Source organism: Vibrio frigidus (assembly GCF_042465995.1).
Classification (GTDB): Bacteria; Pseudomonadota; Gammaproteobacteria; order Enterobacterales; family Vibrionaceae; genus Vibrio.
Map to the genome: position 1 here is coordinate 116,605 of NZ_JBCDMC010000007.1, position 18,979 is coordinate 135,583.

Consider the following 18,979-nt stretch of genomic DNA (forward strand, 5'->3'; position numbering starts at 1 on the left):
TTAAATATGTATGGATGTTAATTAAATAACGGTTTAATTATTCAAAAAGCCATATTTTTAAAAGCGAATCTTATAAAGGCTCAGAATAGATCTATATCGCTAGGTGCATTTCTAAGGATGTCGATGCAGTGATTTAAAAGATGGTTCCTATGCTAAAGACCCACTAGATGCGGCAGTTAACATTGATGGTGATCACATCTTAGTCAATAAGGCTACTGACTCATTTCTGCCCCATTGTGAACCAGAGCGGGATTGAACTTGATTTCAAACCCCGCGATTTAACTAACTTTTTCTCATGCCTAGAACTCTAACTATGTGGTCAAATTTGATAATTCACTATAGGTGTGCACATGACGGGAGGTGATTTTTTTGTGGCTGTATTGTGGCACTTGTACAGCCGAGCCTAGTAGACGCAGTAAAAAAACGCAGTGACTGAAAAATATCAAGCAGCACCGGACCTTAATGAAGCTATTTATGTTTGCCAAGCTAAACAGGGTGCTAGCCTGACCGAAGTCTTATAATACTGGGGTTAGAGTATTACTTCGAAGCACGCGGATGTGGCCACGAAAGGCTACAATCTCAGTGGTGAACCTTAATACCCTAGTGCTAATATCTTCTTTATTTAATTAAATCGATGCCCCTACTCTGGGGCATCGTTACTTCTTCCTCATCTACTCTGGTAGCAGAGCTTCAACCTGTCTCAACAAACTTTGAATATCTTGTTTTCGGTAGCTTTTATCAAGTTTTGTCTTACTGCTTTTACGCTTAATAAGTTCTACTGGAACACGAACCTGTGCTGGTGATAATAGTACTTGTGGATCTTGATTCTTAAGGGTGATGGCTTGGATGACCGCTTGTCGTCCAATTTCAGTAAAGTTCTGCTTAATGGTTGTGAGGGGCGGGTTGAAGTAAGCGCTGTCCTCAATGCCATCGAACCCCACCACTGCAACTTGCTCAGGCACCGGAATATTGACTTCGTCCAACGCCCTTAAAGCGCCAAGGGCCATCTGATCACTGGCGACTACTATTGCATCAAAATGGATTTGCTTGGCAAAGGCATCTCGAACCGCAAGGTAGCCACTTTGAGCCTGCCAATTACCCTGATATTGGTAACAAATGTGCTTATTGGCACTCTCTAGCTCATGAATCCAGCGTTGTAGACGTATGTTGGATGCACTGGACTCTTTAGGCCCACTGATCAGCATAAAGTCTCCACGCTTCCCCTCAATAAGGTGAGTGATAGCCAGCGCTGCACCCACGGCATGCTCCCCATGAACAAAATTCACGGGGGTGTTATCCGGTACATCAATAAAGATTAAATGTAGGTTTGGAAATTGCTCGACCAGTGATACCGCATCTTCTGACGTTAGCGGAGCATTAAAGATTATACAGTCGACTTGCTGGGCGATAAGCTCTCGTATTGCTTGCTGAATGTTCTCTATTGTCGGCTCGGAAACGACGGAAAATGCGGTACCAAAGTTGAGTTCATGCGCTTTTAGACGTACCTCATTAGCAATCAGTACCGCACCATGTAGCGCCATATTCAGTGTCACTAAGCCTATGTTGGTTGATTTTGCTCGGCTCAACATCTGTGCGCCTTTATTGGGAACATAACCGAGTTGTTTGATGGCTTTGTTCACTTTTATACGGGTTTTTTCCGCCACACTTTCAGAACCATTCGTCACGCGTGAAACGGTTTGTGTTGATACGCCTGCTAATTTGGCGACGTCTTTAAAGGTTACGCTCATTTCGATTAATCGCTGTTTATTTTTCCACAAATACAACTGTAACTAGATTAAGGTAAAAAAACTTTGTCTTAGTTCAAAAATGTCGTTAAAAACACTTCTTTTTGTTCTCGAAAACAGTAGATCTGTGACAAGATTTAGTGGTTTTTAGGTCGAGCTGGATCACATTATTCTAGGTTTTTGCTATTAATTCATCCTGTACAAAGCAAACTGAGCTCAATTAATGATTACGCAAACAAAGTTGGATTTTCTATGAGTAAGCTTGTACATCTACAGAGTAAGAATCACAGTTTAATTATTAAAACAGAGCGTGTTCCAGAGATTCTTCACTGGGGCGGTAAGATCGCTCAGATCGACGAGGACCTATTGCTTTCAACTGAGCGTCCAATCTCTCAAGCTCGCCTCGATGTGGATGTACCACTTTCACTTTGTCCAGAACTTGGTTGTGGACACTTTAATGCTCCGGGTATTGAAGGTCACCGCGATGGCTATGATTGGGCACCTGTGTTTAGCCTGACTTCAGTGGCTGAAAATGACAATCAAGTGACCTTTGTCATGACTGATGATGTGGCTAAACTTGAGTTAACGGTTGAGCTAAAGCTATATGTCGATACGGATGTACTGCAAAAACGTACCGCAATAAAAAACTTAGGTGATAGCCGTTACTACCTTGGAAAATTGTCATCGACCTTGCCACTACCAAACCACGCAAATGAGTTAATGACGTTCCACGGTCGCTGGTGTCATGAATTCCAAACTCAGCGCCAACGCTTTGAACATGGTGGGTTTATGCAAGAGAACCGTCGCGGACGTACGTCTCATGAGAATTTCCCTGGTTTATTTGTCGGCACCAATGGCTTCAGTGAGCAATTGGGCCAGGTGTGGGGCTTCCACCTTGGTTGGAGTGGTAACCACCAAATGCGTGCAGACGTTCGTAGTGATGGTCGCCGCTTTGTACAGGCGGGTGAGCTACTGCTTTCTGGCGAGTCGATTCTTGAAGCGCATGACAGCTACCAAACCCCTTGGTTGTATGGCTGTTATAGCAACTCAGGTCTTAACGGTATTTCTCAGCGTTTCCAGCAGTTTGTTCGCGACAATATTGTGAAATTCCCAGTTGAAAAGCCTCGTCCAGTGCATTTGAACACTTGGGAAGGTATCTACTTTGACCATAAACCTGAATACATCAAACAAATGGCGACAGAAGCGGCTGAAATGGGCGTTGAGCGTTTCATTATTGATGATGGCTGGTTTATTGGTCGTGACGGTGAACGTGCCGCTCTAGGGGATTGGTATCTCGATGAAGTGAAGTACCCGCAAGGCCTAGAGCCTGTGATTAAGCATGTGAATCAACAGGGCATGGAATTTGGACTATGGGTTGAGCCAGAAATGGTAAGCCAAGACTCCAATCTATACCGCAACCACCCAGATTGGGTGTTGGGTTTGCAAGGCTATCACCAACCGTCGGGTCGTTGGCAGTATGTGCTTGACCTACAAAATCAAGGTTGCTTTAACTACCTGTTCGAACGCCTGAACGACTTGTTAGCTCGCTACAAGATCACCTACTTAAAATGGGACATGAACCGCGAGTTGGTGCAACCAGGACACCAAGGTCGGCCTGCGGTACACGGTCAAACTCAAGCGCTTTATCGTTTAGTCGATGAACTGAATCGTGCACATCCAGAGGTGGAAATCGAGTCATGTTCGTCGGGCGGTGGTCGCATTGACTTCGAAATTCTTAAGCGTACCCAACGTTTTTGGGCGTCAGACTGTAACGACGCGCTAGAGCGTCAAGCGATCCAAAAAGGGATGAGCTACTTCTTCCCGCCAGAGGTAATGGGTGCTCATATTGGCCCTGATGAGTGTCACTCAACCAATCGTCGTCACGGAATCAATATGCGTGGCGTAACAGCGTTGAGTGGTCACATGGGTGTAGAGCTTGACCCTGTGAAAGAGTCCCAAGAAGAAAAAGCGGCGTTTTCTCGCTATATCGCTCTGCACAAGCAATACCGTCACCTGCTTCATAGTGGACGTAGCTTCCGCATCGACCCTGCGGATAAGAATCAAAATATCTACGGAGTAGAAAGCGACGATGAAATGCTTATCACGGTTTGCCAGCTTGCGATGCCTGACCACGCATTGCCTTCACCGCTTCGAATTAGCTGCTCGGATATTGATGCGAAGTATGAAGTGCAAATTGTGGAGATGCCGCAAACCAGCTTCCAGCTGATGAAGCAGCGCCCTAAGTGGTTGGATAAAACATTAACGCTCAGTGGCGATAACTTGAAAGAAATTGGGGTGACGCTACCTATTCTTGACCCAGAGTCTGCGTTGATCGTTCATCTACAAAAAATCCAATAATCGGCTAATCAACAAAGCCATAATTCGAAAATAAAGAATCAAGTAGGGACGTGGAGCAAGTCAACCTCGCGTCCTTGCCAAAAACTCAATCTAATAACAAACCCATAATTTAAGGATAAACAAATATGCCAATGACAATCCTACTGTCATTCTTTTTCTTCACAGGCCTTGTGGTGTTCTTCACTTGGTCACGTGTAAAGAATCAGAAAAATGACTCCAAAGACGGTTTCTTCCTCGGAGGCCGCAGCTTAACTGGTGGCCTAATTGCTAGTTCACTTATCCTAACCAACCTTTCTGCAACCAGCTTTGTAGGGATGAGTGCGCTGTCCTTTAAAGGCAATATGTCGGTAATGGGTTATGAAGTTGCATCGGGCATCACGCTTATTATCATCGCGCTGTTTTTGGTTCCTCGTTACCTAAAGCAGGGTATTACTACGATCCCTGATTTCTTGGAATCTCGCTACGACCTATCAGTAAAGCAGTTTGTAACGGTACTATTCCTTCTAAGCTACATCGTGAACCTGTTACCAAATACGCTGTATGCGGGTGCAATGGTGATTGGTGGCATTTTTGATATCGAGACCATGCTAGGTATTAGTCGCTTCCAAGCTATCTTACTTATCGCGTCAGTCATCGGATTCTTAGGCTTGTTTTATGCGATTTACGGTGGTCTAAAAGCGGTGGTAATTGCAGACACTTTCAATGGTGTTGGCCTAATCGTGGGTGGCCTGATGATTCCAACTTTTGGTCTTATCGCACTTGGTGACGGTAGCTTTATGGAAGGTGTAGATGTCATCACGACAAACGCGACAGACAAGCTACAAGCTGTGGGTGCAGAAGATGATCCGAACGTACCATTCTCGACCATGTTTACAGGTCTACTTCTTGTGAACCTTTACTACTGGGGTACTGACCAAGCGATCATCCAACGTGCACTAGGTGCGAAAAACCTCAAAGAAGGCCAAAAAGGAGTCATCCTAGCGGGCGCAATTAAAGTGGTTACGCCGCTATTTCTAATCATCCCAGGTATCATTGCTTACCATATGTTTGGTACCGCTGACTCAGCGGGTCAAAACTACGAAGCTGACACCATGTACACGCGTCTAGTCAACGAAGTACTGCCCAAGCCATTGGTCGGTTTCTTCCTAGCAGCGATGTTTGGTGCGATTCTATCAACCTTTAATGGTGTTTTAAACTCATCAACAACGCTATTTACACTGAATGTATATAAGCCTCTATTTGATAAAGAGAGCAAGCTTTCGGATGAGCAGTTAGTAAACAAAGGGCGTATTTTTGGTCTATTCATTGCGATTCTGTCAGTAGGTATTGCACCGTTCATTATGTTTGCGCCAAACGGTCTGTTTGACTTACTACAACGCTTAGCGGGTCTGTTCAGTGTGCCAATCTTTACTATCGTGTTCATGGGTTACATAACTAAGCGTGTCCCAGCGGTAGCGGCAAAAATATCTCTGGCAGTGTTTGTTGCGGCGTATGGTATCGTTCAATTTACTCCAGCAGCAATGCACAATTACCTTGGCCCACTTAAGCCACTGGCGGAACTGCACTTCTTCCACCAGTTAGCAGTACTGTTCGTGATTTGTTGTGGCCTAATGTTCATTATCGGTAAAGTTCGTCCTCGTGATACTGACTACGTTCTTCCAGTGAATGAAGCGATGGATATTAAACCTTGGGAGTTCCGCTTCGAGGCATCGGCGGTGATTCTTTACATGGTGCTGGGTGCGTACATTACGTTCTCTGACCTTGGTCTTGTGGCAGGTGACACTTCCTTCATGGTGACTTACGCACTGTGTGGCATCGTAATTATTGGTGGTATCTTTGCGAGAATTAAGAGAAAGAAAGCTAAAGTGGCTAGTAGGTTAACGACAACATAACACGTCGTTTGGATAATTATTGGCTTTCAATTTAGTAATTAATACGTTTCGTACCTCTAAGTATGAAGCGTTTTTTTTTGCTCATATAACAAGAAAGCTATCTTATTATGCCGATTTTTTAATCGGTGTTGCTGTCCACACTGATTTATTTACGTCGTGGATGAATAACTTCGAATTATTGTAATTTTTTCTTCCCGCAAATTTGGTCTGCACCTTCATTACTGGGCAGTATGGTAAGTGAGTTTCCCTACCTGTAGTATTGGTTAACTGCTAATTTAGCAAAAACCTGTAGCTCATTTATGTCCAAAGACGTTTCAGCGAGTGTTGTAACTCGCCTTTGCCCCAAAACAATTCAAAATAAATTCTCGTTCATATCATGTTAATGTGTATATCCCATACTAAAAGTTATCCGAATTCAATACGTCTAATAATTACGGTTCACTTAGCTATTCAATTTCGCAATGTGAATGTTAGCTGATTTAGTGCAAATTGAACCGGAAAAAAGTGACGGTATCATGTTAATATTAGAAGCGATTATTCGAAGGCGGATAACATTATTCGTTATCCTAGAGGTGAATTAGAAGGTACTCTAAAGCTCTCTGAGCACGAGTTTTTTATGGAGGTTCTTCTTTGGTTGAGAAAAAATCAAAGACTGCGCGCCTACCACTCAGAAAGTAACTCCTATTATTTAGTTATTGCTCAGCTTATTATTTTGATAAAAACTTAATCCGAATACAAAATAAAATAGGAAAAAACGCAATTTTTCACGACTATCACTTCTTAAATAACATACTGTCGTAGTGAGTTCATTTTATGAATAGTAATCAAGCCCCTGATATCCCGTTAGTTTTACGTGATAATGTCGAGTTTTTTGCTTCTATGTTTAAGGACATCGACGACAAGACGTACTCATTACTACGAGCCGCGACGATACCCAATGATATATACAGCGAAACTAACTATGAGTACTTACCAGAGTCTTGTTTAAAAAATTTTTTGGAAGTTTTGGCGCAACATCTAGAAGGCGACAGACTCGGTTGGTTATTCCTTCGATCATGCAAAGAGTCTTTTATTCCACGCATGCTTATGACGATTTCAGAAAGGAGTTCCCTAAAAGATGCACTAGAGCAATTTTGTGAAAACCTCAAAAAAGAATCTACGGCAGCCAATGTCTACCTCGAACAGAAGCGAGGAGAATGGTGGTTAGTGCGGGAGAAAAGTGGTGTAGAAGAAGCATGGTTTAAGTACGCTGAAATGTTTTCTGTTATTTGCATGGCTGAACTTTTAAGAGCTCTAACTGATGACCAATGGAGCCCCAACAGGATTGGTATTCAAAGCCCTTGTATCGAAGATTTTTCCAAATTACGTTCACTAGAACAGGCTCAATTCTTTGTTGAAAGAGCAGTGACTGCCGTTGAAATATCAGAGGAGTTACTTTTTTCACCAGTGAAGATAGAGGCTAATGTTAAACGTCGGGAAATTCTGACGTCCACTAAGAACCTCAATGGATTAAGCTTCAAAGAGCAATTTGAACTGGCAATCATACCTTATTTATCTATGGGTAAATTACCCATCAAACTTGCCGCAGAAATATTGCGTATGAATGTGAGAACACTACAGCGACGACTTAGCTCGGAGGGCATTGTATATAAGCAGTTTATAGAAGAACTCGTCTTTGAAAAAATAGCTTACCATTTACGCTCCAGTGACGAATCCATCATTCAAATTGCCAATCGTTTTGGTTATTCTGACTCGGCTCACTTTTCACGTTCATTCAAACGTATCTTCAATCAATTACCTTCGACTTATCGTAAGTAATCAAAATAAGACTGCTTATACGGTAAAATTAGTCGAACTGTCATCAAATGGCTGTTGAATGTAATTCGAAACCTGCTAGTCTAATAAAGTCTCATTTTTATTAACAAGTTGATTACAAGAGTATCACTTAAATGATAATTTTCTTGTTCGAAAAACTCTCCTGTCGAAAAGGAAATCGATTGAATGAGAACTTTCTTTAAGCATAAAAAGACACTTCCTCTGTGTTCCATCATTGCTAGCGTGTTTCTCGCTACTCCCGCACTATCTGCAAATTTTGAAAGCCCAGACTCTGTCAAAAATACAATCGCTCAACAAAAGCAGCAACAACTCGATTGGAGAGAAAAATTAGCAGCAGACGGATTTCGCTTTGGTGTCGACTACTTTTCACTTGGTATAACCTCAAACAACGGGGCGAAAGGAGATTCTGTCAATGCAGCCTCTGGTGTCGCAAGGCTCTATGGAGCATGGGACCTATTCAATCAAGGAACAAACAACAGTGGTAGCTTGGTCTGGAAGATAGAACATCGCCATGCTTATGGAGATAACTCTCCAAAGAATTTGGGGTTTATTGATAAAGATAATATCGGCTATGTCGGCTTAATTGCACCAGCATTCAGTGATCAAGGTTTTCGTGTTACCGACTTGAATTGGAAACAGAAAATCAGCGATGGCAAAGGCACTATCATCATCGGGTGGCAAGACGTTACCAACTATGTTGACGTCTATGCACTAGCAAGTCCTTGGTCCGGTTTTACCAATCTCGCTTTCTCAACTGGCTCGGGTGTTATGGGACTTCCCGACGACGGCGTACTTGCCCTTTCGGCAGGACACATGGTTACTGACAACTTTTACGTTGTCACCGGTATCGCTGATGCAAATGGTGAATCCGATGATATCTTCGAAGGATTTAGTACAGTATTTGGCAGTGACGCCTCGTATTTCTCTACATTAGAGCTGGGTTGGACCGCATCACAGGATCAGATTTATACCGACAATTTCCATGTCACCTTGTGGAATTTTGGTGACGATACTCGACACAACTTGGGTTATCCAGGGCCTGGATATACCGATGGTGGTAAAGGTATTAATTTCTCTTGGAGCCAATTCTTAACACCTCAAATTATGCCTTTTGTTCGTGGTGGTTTCTCTGAAGGGCAGGTTGCTCTATACGATAAATCACTGAGTGCTGGGCTAGGCTATTTTGGCCTTGGATCACCTAAGAATAACCTAGGCTTTGCTATCAACTGGTCAGAGATTAACGAAGAAGTATTGCAACCAAATGCGAACTCAGACCAACAGTGGGCATCTGAACTGTATTACAACATGCAGTTTGGAGAACATGTACAAGTAACACCGGATATTCAATACATCAAAGATCCTTCGTTCTCTAATGAAAGCAACGCTTGGGTATTTGGTGTAAGGGCAAGAATATTTATCTAGCTAAAGTTAACGTCTAATCTCGTTTTTTCAAATGCATTAGGGACACATAAACTATAAGGAAATAACAATGAAAAGAACTCTACTTGCCTCATCGTTAGCACTGGTTACGACATTTAGCTTTGCTGCAGAAGAGGCTCAACTCCCGCAAACGTTGTTTCAAAACGTTGATATCTTCAATGGCACTGAAAACAAGTTATATGAAGATCATTTTGTCTTGGTTGAGGGTAATATCATTACCTCTATATCGAATAAAGACATTGATGTACGTGACGATGCCGTTGTCATTGATGGCACAGGTAAAACCTTAACTCCCGGATTTATAGAAGGTCATGCGCACTTGATGCTAATGGGACCAAGCTTACCGGCGATGGAATCCAACACTACATGGGAAGATTTTGCGATTCACGGCACGCGTATGGCGGAAATGTACCTGATGCAAGGTTTTACAACGGTTCGAGATGCTGGTGGTGCTAATGGTGGTCTGCGAAGAGCTATTGATGCAGGTGAAATTGTTGGTCCTCGTTATTACCCTTCTGGTGCATTCTTGAGCACGCGTGGTGGTCATGCTGACTTTGCAAATTACACGGCGCCTGTCGGTGAAGAGACCAATTTTAGTCGACTCAACATGGCTCAAGAAGTAGACAGCGTAGCGGAAGTTAAAAAGTATGCGCGTAACAATTTCCGTATGGGGGCGACACAGCTGAAATATATGCAGTCTGGTGGTGTTGTTTCGGCGTTTGATCCGTGGCAATTATTGGCGGGCTCTCCTGAAGAAGTAGGCGCGGCAGTAGCTGTTGCTGATAGCTATGGCAGCTATGTGATGGCTCACTCTTACAGAAAAGAGGCAATTATAGATGCGCTCAATGCAGGTGTTAAATCGATCGAGCATGGATTTATGTTTGACTGTGAGATTTCAGAGCTCATGAAAGAGAAAGGGGCATACATTACAACAAATTTGACCGCCTTCGATCCTAATCTGTTGGAAATTCCTGCGGTTAAGAATGTATCGTCAAGTTTAGCTAAGGCGAAATCAGCTTCAGCGGCATTCGTAGATTACATCCCTAATATGAAAAAATGCCCAGCTCCAAGAGCTTTCCAAACGGATTGCGTAGGCTCAGTCGATGCTTGTAACATACAGGTAGCTTACGAGAAGAAATTGAATAACGATTTCTTTGGGCCCTTTGAGTCGTTAAAAACATTGACTTCTGTTGGTGGCGAACTAGTGAGTTTATCTGGAGAGTTTATGAACCCATACCCAGACGCTAAATTAGGGGTAATCGAGAAAGGCGCTTATGCCGACATCCTTTTGCTAGACGGCAACCCACTTGAAGACTTCAGCGTCGTTGGTACAGGTGATCAGTGGTTTGGTGCTGAGAAACGACCAGAGTCTCCTGAGTCTATCCAGATCATTATGAAAGACGGCGTTATCTACAAAAACATTCTTTAACTAGGTAGTAATGTGGTTCATCGGATATCAACTGTCCCGATGGGCCACTTCATTCTTAGCCCATCGACCTAAAAGCGAACTAACGCATTGAATAGATTAATTACGCTCCTTTTACCAGTTGTTTCATTTTCTGTTTTTTCTACTGAAATGGCTTTGTTGGAATGGGATGATCTCAGACCAACACAAACACAAAATCAAATCGTGCTACCAGAGTTAAGCTACCAGCAACGGCTAGCGCTACAGGAAGTTTTTACTCTATCTCAGTACGATGACCCAGAAGCTGTGGCTGATTTGGCTGCGTTAAAAGAAAATCTTAAAACAGATGGTTTGGATACTGATGCTCTTTTAAAATTGCGCGCAGAATACATTGAAAGCCAGCAACAGATGGCAGAAGCCGTTACCACTGAATTTGATGGTCAAAAAGTACGTATTCCCGGCTTTCTTGTTCCGGTTGAGTTTTCAGCCCCTTTAGTCGCGACTGAATTTTTGTTAGTTCCTGTGGCGGGTGCTTGTATACATATGCCTCCTCCTCCGGCAAACCAGATTGTACGAGTCTCTTACCCAGAGGGGTATAAAGTCGAGACTGTGCAGTATCCAGTTTGGGTTGAGGGTGTAATTTCGTCGAAGTTAGAAACTGACAATGTCTATCTTGTTGACGGTCATACTGATGTGGTTATGGGTTATACAATGTATGCTTCTTCGGTGAAAGACTATCATTAATTTAAAAGGTCGGTAATGTAGTGGTACGGTGAAATCGACCACACGCTTAGAAGTTTTCAATATATTAAGTAATCTATGAAATACTAATTTAGTAGAGCCGCTGACACACTTCTGTCCAGAGACGTGCCAGCGCGGTTTCAGCTCACACCACAAATAAGAAAATACAAACGATTTTAAGGTGTATGTCCCATTAATATATTTGTTAAGTCACTGAATACACACGGTCTACCTTATTTTTGTTGTTTGGCTTGTTTCCATTGAGTTATAGCTTCTTCATCAATCCAAAAAGTCAAAGAACCATGATTAATTAGAGCTTTGTTGTACTTCTTCCTGTTGGTTGTTTTGTAACAAGGTTTCGACATAAGGCTACGATTGTTAATGAATGTAGCCGATCAGATTGTAGCTTTTTTTATTTAGTTCCATCGAATTACGCAACAAAGCCTACTAACCCTTGTAACCATAATGACGAAGCTCTTCTTCGGACAGTTTTAATATTTCTGGGGTATCTTCAATAAAGTTAAACAATTCAGAAATAACGTATCTAAGTCTTTCTGTCATGTATTCTCTGTCACGGTAAGCAATATAAAAAGATTGCTCTCTAAATACCTTTCCTTCAAATAATACTAAGGTCTTTTCTGGTGACATTAGTCTAATACTACCAGGCGGTATTAATGACAAACCCGAGCCCTGCTCTGTAAGTGTCGCGGCAATATCAAATGAATCTACAGAAATACGGCTAGGGACTTCACAATGCCCTGTGTGTCCTTCTTCAGTAGTCCAAGAGCAATTGGTGCCAGCTTCTCTGTGGAGTGACGTATGATTAATAATGCCAACAAAACGTTCGAGTTCAGTCGGTTGCTTTGGTATCCCACCGTTTGCTGATAAATACGTCATCGAACCAACAAAGTACTTTCGAAAGGTTGCTAGTCGTCTGGCTATTAAAGATTGATCTTGAATCTCCATTGGGGTAACTAATATATCGAATTCTCCCATAGTATAGGTCTGGCTTGGGTTGATGGTTATAACATCGATTTCGATTTCTGGTTGTTCTTCCAAAATTCTTGGAATAATGTGAGTACATAGGTGACGAGCAAAAGAATGGGACACACCTAACTTTACCGTCCCTTTTAATTCCGAACGTTTACAACTCAATTGCTCTATAGAGAATTCAAGTTTACTCACAATCTGTTTTGCTGTTGATTTAAATGCTCCGCCATCAGGAGTTATTTTGATAGCGCTGCCGTACTTTTGAACCAGTTTGATGCCTAAGTCTTTCTCTAACACTTTAATTCTGCGACTGACTGTTGAAGAACTGGTATCGCAAATAACAGCAGCCTTGGTAATACTGCGAGTCTTACAAACAGCGAGAAAAATTTTGAGATCGTTAATATTCATGTTCATAACGGTTTTTCGGCAATAAATAATGGCTTGTTGCAGAATTTGCAATAGAACGTTGCAAAATGTGTGTAGCTAAGAAATTGATTATCAATACACTGAATATGTCACTGGTCACTTTATACTCAGTGAATACATTAGGGAACAAATCGTTTATATACAGTAATGTTTATAAAATCAATTTATTTGATAATAAGAAATAGGGACTATGCAAACACAACGAAAAATTTCAAAGGTTGCCGCGTTTATTCCGGTGATCTCAATGCTACTTCTATTAGGAGTAGGATATGGGTATTTCCATTGGCGAGCAGAACCATTATTGCTTATAGCGACTGTTATTGCTGGCTTAGTAGCGTCATCGGCTGGGTATAAATGGGATGAACTTCATGAAGGTATTTTAGAGAAAATTAACCAAGGAATGCCAGCAATTTTGATTCTAATCTCTGTTGGTTTTTTAATTTCCACATGGATGTTTTCTGGAACTATTCCAATGGTTATTTATTTTGGAATGCAGTATATTTCCCCTGAATATATTTTGATGGTTGCTTGTATTGGGTCTGCAATAATAGCCACTATGACAGGAACAAGTTGGGGATCAGTTGGTACTGTAGGCGTTGCCTTCATGGGGATCGCGACAGGTCTAGGTGTTTCACTTCCTGCAACGGCGGGCGCTGTTGTCGCTGGAGCATACTTTGGGGATAAGCTTTCTCCACTATCTGACACAACCAATCTTGCACCGTTAGCAGCCGGGTCTTCGCTCTATGAGCACATTGGTCATATGCTTTACACCACAATACCAGCAATGCTCCTTTCTCTCCTTGTCTATTATTTTGCTGGCAGCTCTGAGTTTATGGGAACGGAAACCGCCACACCAGAAAAAATGGAAACAATGCTTACTACGCTGAACATAATGTTTGAGTGGAATGTAGCGCTTCTTCTTCCAGTTTTGTTGGTATTAGTTGGAGCTGTTCGTAAATGGCCTTCTCTTATCGTTATGGCCGCGGCTTCAGCAATTGCATTTATAATGGGTCTTGTTATTCAGGGCTTTGATGCGAGTGATGGATTTACAGCCATTGTTAAAGGCTTCAACGTTTCTATGGTAAATCGTGAAGGCTTTGATAGCTCAGCCGCTACTTGGGAAGTTACTCGCCTTATAAATCGCGGTGGCATGATGAGTATGATGGGCACCTGTCTTATTGCGTTTTGTGCATTTGCTTTTGCCGGAATAATGTCAAAATCTGGTGCGCTTGATGTTATTTTAGAAACTCTGTTGAAGAAAATTGTGTCAACTGGTGGGCTTATCCTTACAACTGTTGCTTCTTGTATCACTATGGCAATTGTTACTGGTTCTTCATACCTGTCTATCCTTATTCCGGGAGAGATGTACCGTGATGAATACAAGCGTCGTAACCTAGCTGCAAAAAACCTGTCACGTACTTTGGAAGATTCCGGTACCGTAATGGTGCCTTTGGTTCCATGGTCTATGGCTGGTGTATATATGACTTCTACTTTGGGCGTTCCAGTATTGGATTTCGCGCCTTGGGCTGTGTTCTGTTACGTCGGTTGGATATTTGCAGTTATTTACGGTTATACCGGTTTTGGTATTGCAATTGATGACAGTGTAGAAACCGAACCTGAGACAAAACGTACACCGACAACAGAGACAGTTTAAAGACTGAATCAATGTTGTTTTTTCCGGCTCTACTGTCTTTGTTTGTTAAAACAGTCGAGCTGGTATACAACACCGCAGCTACTCTCAAATAGAAAAGATCATTAATAATAAGACCTAAAAGTAGATATGTAATGCTGAAACTTGTTAAAAACGCTCGAATTTATGCACCTGAAGAGCTGGGTGTTCAGGATATTTTGATAGCGGGTGACAAAATAGTGTCCATCGGCCAATTGTCTGATGCTGTAAATGTTCCTGATTTGATAACCGTAGATCTTGAAGGTCGAATCGTCACCCCTGGCCTGATAGACCAACATGTACACCTAATTGGTGGTGGTGGCGAAGCTGGCTTTGCTAGTAGAACTCCTGAAATACAGGTTTCAGCTATTGTTAAGTATGGGGTAACTTCCGTGCTTGGTTTGATAGGAACCGATTGTGATGCTCGCCATCCGTCGACCTTGAATGCCAAAGCCAGAGCGTTAACAGAAGAAGGCATAAGTGCTTGGATGCTTACGGGCGGCTACAACGTCCCGTCGCCAACGATTACTGGGTCAGTGCGCAAGGATATTATTTATGCCGAATCATGTATTGGAGGCAAGCTAGCGGTATCTGACCATCGTGCTCCTCATATTAGCTATGAAGAATTTATCCGTTTTGTTTCTGATTGCCGTATCGCCGGTATGCTGACAGGAAAGGCGGGTACGCTTACCGTTCATTTGGGCGATGCACCTCAAGGGTTTGAGCTGTTTTTTAGATCTCATAAAGAGTCAGCGATTCCGGTTCAGCAGTATATACCTACCCATGTTAATCGAAATAAACGCCTATATGAAGAAGCACTAGAATGGGCTGTAATAGGAGGCAGAATCGACATTACTTCTGGTTTTACAACTGGGGATAATATTGTGACAACTTTGGACGGTATTATAAGAGCTCGCGAGAGTGGAATTGCGGAGGAGTGCATTGCTGTTTCTTCTGATGCTCAAGGATCTATGCCAATTTTTGATGACAAAGGCAATATTTCAGGTATTGGCGTTGCAGAGCAAGAAGGGCTACTAAAAGCGGTTCAAGACCAAGTAAGCGAAGGATATTCACTTTCACAGGCGCTTCCGCCAGTTACTAGCACAATAGCGCAATGGTTGAAACTGAAAGGCAAGGGTGTTATTGAAGTTGGGTCCGATGCTGATTTGCTCGTTTTAGACGACGACTTGCAACTGCTTCAAACGTGGGCAAAGGGAAACTGTGTTTATAAAAATGGCTCTGCTCAGATCCGAGGGATGTTTGAATCAAAATAATGATTCGTTGATGACTTTTTTAAATGACGAGACCTAGCAATACTTTAGGTTCTCGCCATTTATGTAGTGATACTTGTCATTTTTATAGTTATAAGAGTAAGCGAATCTACCTTTTTAACTCACCAAAATCAGTAACTAAAACCAATGCCTAGATTGGTAACAATAGTATTGTCATAGGAATAACATCCTTCCTCGTGTAGTAAATACCTATTAAATTAGGAATTGTATTTTCTTTGATTAGTATACTTTTCCCATATAGTTAAATCGATTTCGATATCAAATCAGCTTTTAACAACCCGCCTTTAGTCAAAAGCTTCGCCGAAAAGTTAGGATTTCTTCTTTGCTTTTAGGCCATTAGGATTTTCTGTAGTCCTTCCGCTTCCAGTAAAAAAATATTAATTTCAGTATTCATATCAACAGCATCAATAAAATCATCGAAAAAAGCAGGAGCGACTATTAATACTTGAGCAACACGGTGTCCGCTTGCCTCACAACGCTTCACATAGGCCTTAACTTGTCTTGATGAGTACTTAGTAAATTGACCATTTTTGAATGATTTAGCTTCTCCAATAATCACATCGTCATTTTCTAGCGATACGATAATATCTGCCTTGTCTTTAACAGTATTGATATCCTTTCTTAGGTCTTCATCTACATTCATACCTAATTGTTCCAGTATGGCGGGTATGATGTAAGTCATGTTAGGTGAAGCAGAACTCATGTGTGGATTTTGGCTTACTCTGTGGCTAAGGAAAGCATATTATTTACAAGTTAGTTATAAATATAGCTTCCCAAACTACCATTATGGGAAGTTGCAAAACCTTATGTTGTCTGGCTATAGTTAAATAACTGAGCTGAACTTTCCTCTTTACAGTTTTGATACGTAAAAGGTAGTTAGATTGGTATGTCTTTTAAAGCTGAAATTGGAAGCAATCGATACATCTTATATTACGGCGTACTACTTTTTTCTGCATGAGTTCTTACTCATTTTTAAGTTTCACATCTTGGATTCTGGCCGCCCCTTTTTTATGGATCTCTGTCGCAGTAAGCGAAAGTTACAATGATGCAAAAAGTATACATGCATGCAAGCCTTCAATAGTGATTCACAACGCGTGGCATTTTTAATGCAATGTTTGGTATCCTAACGTTGTTCACATGCTACGTAGTTATTAAGCCTTAACTTCAAAATTGAGGCTAGTTCAGTTAGCTCACTACTTTCAACTGCTTAGTCCCAGTAACCGACAAGCTCCCCTTAGAAGCCACTTCAATATGCCCACTCCACCACATCATCATAGGCCTGCGACGTTCAAAGTAATCTGTGCGATTGTAAGCACTACGAGTTTGATTATCGTCAACGTGGGCTAAGGCTGCTTCAATAAGATCAGATTCAAACCTCCGCTCGTTAAGTGTGGTACTCGCCAGAAAGCGGAGTCCGTGGCTAACTAACGTTCCTGCGAACCCCATTCTCTTCAATGCCATATTAGCCGTTTGTCTATTACAAGGCTTTTTAGGATCTCGGTCTGAAGGAAAGATAAATTCTCTGTGTCCACTTATCGGTTTCATATAGTCGAGTAAAGATAACGCTTAGTCTCGTCATCGTGTACCGTTGCCACTCTATAAGGCAACGGATAGTCTTTTTGATACCAGCATAAGCGACTGTCCTATTAGCTTTGATAGGTAATCAAGACAGCAAGGATAGATTGCCCAAAAACACCAAATCCCTCGCAGCACTCAACCAAACGTTTGACAACTTAGGTAGTGAACCTTAACCTTGCGTGGCACTGGCAAAATCCAGTGTCAGGATTAGACCCCTGCAACAAAAACCACAAGACACATAGCTATCAGTTTTATATGTGGCTTTAGCGTACCTATATGATATGGCTTGATCTATTAAGCGGTATTGTCAGAATTATGGTGGGCTGAGCGAGGCAACCTTCGGGTTGGCCGTTTCTTGTGGGCGGTAGGTCTAACCTTGTTCAGCTCACCACCCAATGATTAGACCCTTTGTGTGGTGATGTTCTAACGACCACAGGAGGTAGTAATGCCTAATTCCAATCAAACCCCAAACCAAGATTTTTACACCCAAGTCGAAGAGTTCATTCTCCGTAGCGCAGAAGAAGATATTTCTAACTCTCAAGCCAATAAAAACGACATCGCACTGTTTCTGCTTTCTATGTTGGCGCAGCATAAACGAGATCATGTGACTTAGTTAGGATGGAATCTTGAACCGATATTAACTGTTTGATATATAAATATTATTTATATTATTACAGGCAATAAAAAGGCCACCCGAAGATGGCCTTTCCAATGCATTGGTGGGCTGGCGGGAGTTTAATTTGTCTGGTAACTTATTGATATTAAATTAATTATGTGTGTTTACAATCTGTCAGGAATACTTTTTGGAATACATAAAAATTAAGTGATAAAAATCACGTTTTTTGAATTTTCAACGTTTAGAACCCACTACAAAATTTGGTTGTACAAGGTTACGCGTTACGAATCACTCTTAACTTACAGTTCACCATTATACTGGATAGGCTTTCTATCAATACCAATATCTTTACGGATTTCGTTAATTAATGATAAAGCGAGCTGCCTGACTTCGTCCCATTCATAAGATGCATTACCATAAGAAATTAGCAACAAACGATCTATTAGTGCGTCTTGAGAATCCATTACAGCTTGAGGTGCAAGCATTCCAAGGTATCCATATAGTCGTATACGATCTTTATTGAAGCTTTCTAGTGCTAGCTTTGCCTCTTCTGGCGAAAGCTTTCGTGTATAGTGTGCATCAAATGCAGCTAATATCTCCGCTATGGCATCAATAACCATCCTATAGATAACAGTCTTGTCGGTGTGATTATTTATTAATCTTTCTTTCGCTATATCTAGCTCTCGTTTTGTGGTTTCTAATTCACTAGCCAATTTGTTTTTTTCTTGTTCTAGAATTCTTTGCGCCCAGACTTTGCCTAACCAACTAGATAGCCCGAAGAAAATCACTCCGGCAGAACTGACGGAAGCCAAGAAACCAGCTGAAATTTTGAAAATACTATCCCACTCCAAAATACTTTCCTTTAAGCTGCGTTTGTTTTGTAAATCATGATAATACATAGGTTAGACTACATTGCGCGTGCCTAAAAGCAACCAGTATTCACACTTAAAGTATTCTGCTGTTAGCTGATATTTTTTCGTCTAAGTCATTT

13 protein-coding genes and 2 pseudogenes are annotated in these 18,979 nt (G+C 41.7%); 9 read left to right on the forward strand and 6 right to left on the reverse strand.

The window, feature by feature from the left end:
- Window positions 1–671: 671 nt before the first annotated feature.
- Window positions 672–1,748, reverse strand: a complete 1,077-nt coding sequence (locus tag AACW90_RS13350) for a LacI family DNA-binding transcriptional regulator (protein ID WP_390235223.1) — start codon at window positions 1,746–1,748, stop codon at window positions 672–674.
- Between the two features lie 249 nt (window positions 1,749–1,997).
- On the opposite strand from AACW90_RS13350, the gene AACW90_RS13355 reads away from it, so the two are divergent.
- The 6 genes from AACW90_RS13355 to AACW90_RS13380 all read left to right on the forward strand — a co-directional run bounded on the left by AACW90_RS13355 (window position 1,998) and on the right by AACW90_RS13380 (window position 11,420).
- Window positions 1,998–4,103, forward strand: coding sequence for an alpha-galactosidase (locus AACW90_RS13355; RefSeq protein WP_390235225.1), 2,106 nt, complete (start codon window positions 1,998–2,000; stop codon window positions 4,101–4,103).
- Between the two features lie 125 nt (window positions 4,104–4,228).
- Window positions 4,229–5,995 carry a solute:sodium symporter family transporter gene (locus tag AACW90_RS13360; RefSeq protein WP_390235227.1) on the forward strand — a complete coding sequence of 589 codons (1,767 nt, stop codon included), beginning with the start codon at window positions 4,229–4,231 and terminating at the stop codon, window positions 5,993–5,995.
- 813 nt (window positions 5,996–6,808) lie between these two features.
- Entirely contained in the window at window positions 6,809–7,813 is a 1,005-nt protein-coding gene (locus AACW90_RS13365; RefSeq protein ID WP_390235230.1) for a helix-turn-helix domain-containing protein, read from the forward strand.
- Between the two features lie 183 nt (window positions 7,814–7,996).
- Window positions 7,997–9,253, forward strand: coding sequence for a carbohydrate porin (locus AACW90_RS13370; RefSeq protein ID WP_390235232.1), 1,257 nt, complete (start codon window positions 7,997–7,999; stop codon window positions 9,251–9,253).
- A gap of 67 nt (window positions 9,254–9,320) precedes the next feature.
- The gene (locus AACW90_RS13375; protein ID WP_390235234.1) at window positions 9,321–10,700 is read left to right on the forward strand and encodes a metal-dependent hydrolase family protein; all 1,380 of its coding nucleotides are present in this window, start codon (window positions 9,321–9,323) and stop codon (window positions 10,698–10,700) included.
- An 87-nt stretch (window positions 10,701–10,787) separates the two neighbouring features.
- The gene (locus tag AACW90_RS13380) at window positions 10,788–11,420 is read left to right on the forward strand and encodes a DUF3299 domain-containing protein (protein ID WP_390235237.1); all 633 of its coding nucleotides are present in this window, start codon (window positions 10,788–10,790) and stop codon (window positions 11,418–11,420) included.
- A gap of 233 nt (window positions 11,421–11,653) precedes the next feature.
- Here AACW90_RS13380 and AACW90_RS13385 read toward each other — a convergent pair.
- Window positions 11,654–11,782 (reverse strand): annotated as a pseudogene (locus AACW90_RS13385) (IS5/IS1182 family transposase); the annotation flags it as partial.
- A gap of 82 nt (window positions 11,783–11,864) precedes the next feature.
- A complete protein-coding gene (locus tag AACW90_RS13390; protein ID WP_390235240.1) occupies window positions 11,865–12,821 on the reverse strand; it encodes a LysR family transcriptional regulator in 957 nt (318 codons plus the stop codon).
- 202 nt (window positions 12,822–13,023) lie between these two features.
- Between AACW90_RS13390 and nhaC the strand changes: the two genes are divergently transcribed.
- Together nhaC and iadA are read left to right on the forward strand one after the other, a co-directional pair.
- Window positions 13,024–14,487 carry a Na+/H+ antiporter NhaC gene (gene nhaC, locus AACW90_RS13395; RefSeq protein ID WP_390235243.1) on the forward strand — a complete coding sequence of 488 codons (1,464 nt, stop codon included), beginning with the start codon at window positions 13,024–13,026 and terminating at the stop codon, window positions 14,485–14,487.
- Between the two features lie 131 nt (window positions 14,488–14,618).
- Entirely contained in the window at window positions 14,619–15,776 is a 1,158-nt protein-coding gene (iadA, locus tag AACW90_RS13400; RefSeq protein ID WP_390235246.1) for a beta-aspartyl-peptidase, read from the forward strand.
- Between the two features lie 346 nt (window positions 15,777–16,122).
- On the opposite strand, the gene AACW90_RS13405 is transcribed toward iadA, so the two are convergent.
- A complete protein-coding gene (locus AACW90_RS13405; RefSeq protein WP_390235248.1) occupies window positions 16,123–16,437 on the reverse strand; it encodes a hypothetical protein in 315 nt (104 codons plus the stop codon).
- Between the two features lie 542 nt (window positions 16,438–16,979).
- Window positions 16,980–17,433 (reverse strand): annotated as a pseudogene (locus AACW90_RS13410) (tyrosine-type recombinase/integrase); the annotation flags it as partial.
- A gap of 384 nt (window positions 17,434–17,817) precedes the next feature.
- Here AACW90_RS13410 and AACW90_RS13415 point away from each other — a divergent pair.
- The gene (locus AACW90_RS13415) at window positions 17,818–17,985 is read left to right on the forward strand and encodes a hypothetical protein (RefSeq protein WP_390235250.1); all 168 of its coding nucleotides are present in this window, start codon (window positions 17,818–17,820) and stop codon (window positions 17,983–17,985) included.
- 302 nt (window positions 17,986–18,287) lie between these two features.
- Here AACW90_RS13415 and AACW90_RS13420 read toward each other — a convergent pair whose 3' ends face one another.
- Entirely contained in the window at window positions 18,288–18,887 is a 600-nt protein-coding gene (locus AACW90_RS13420) for a hypothetical protein (protein ID WP_390235252.1), read from the reverse strand.
- Between the last annotated feature and the right edge of the window lie 92 nt (window positions 18,888–18,979).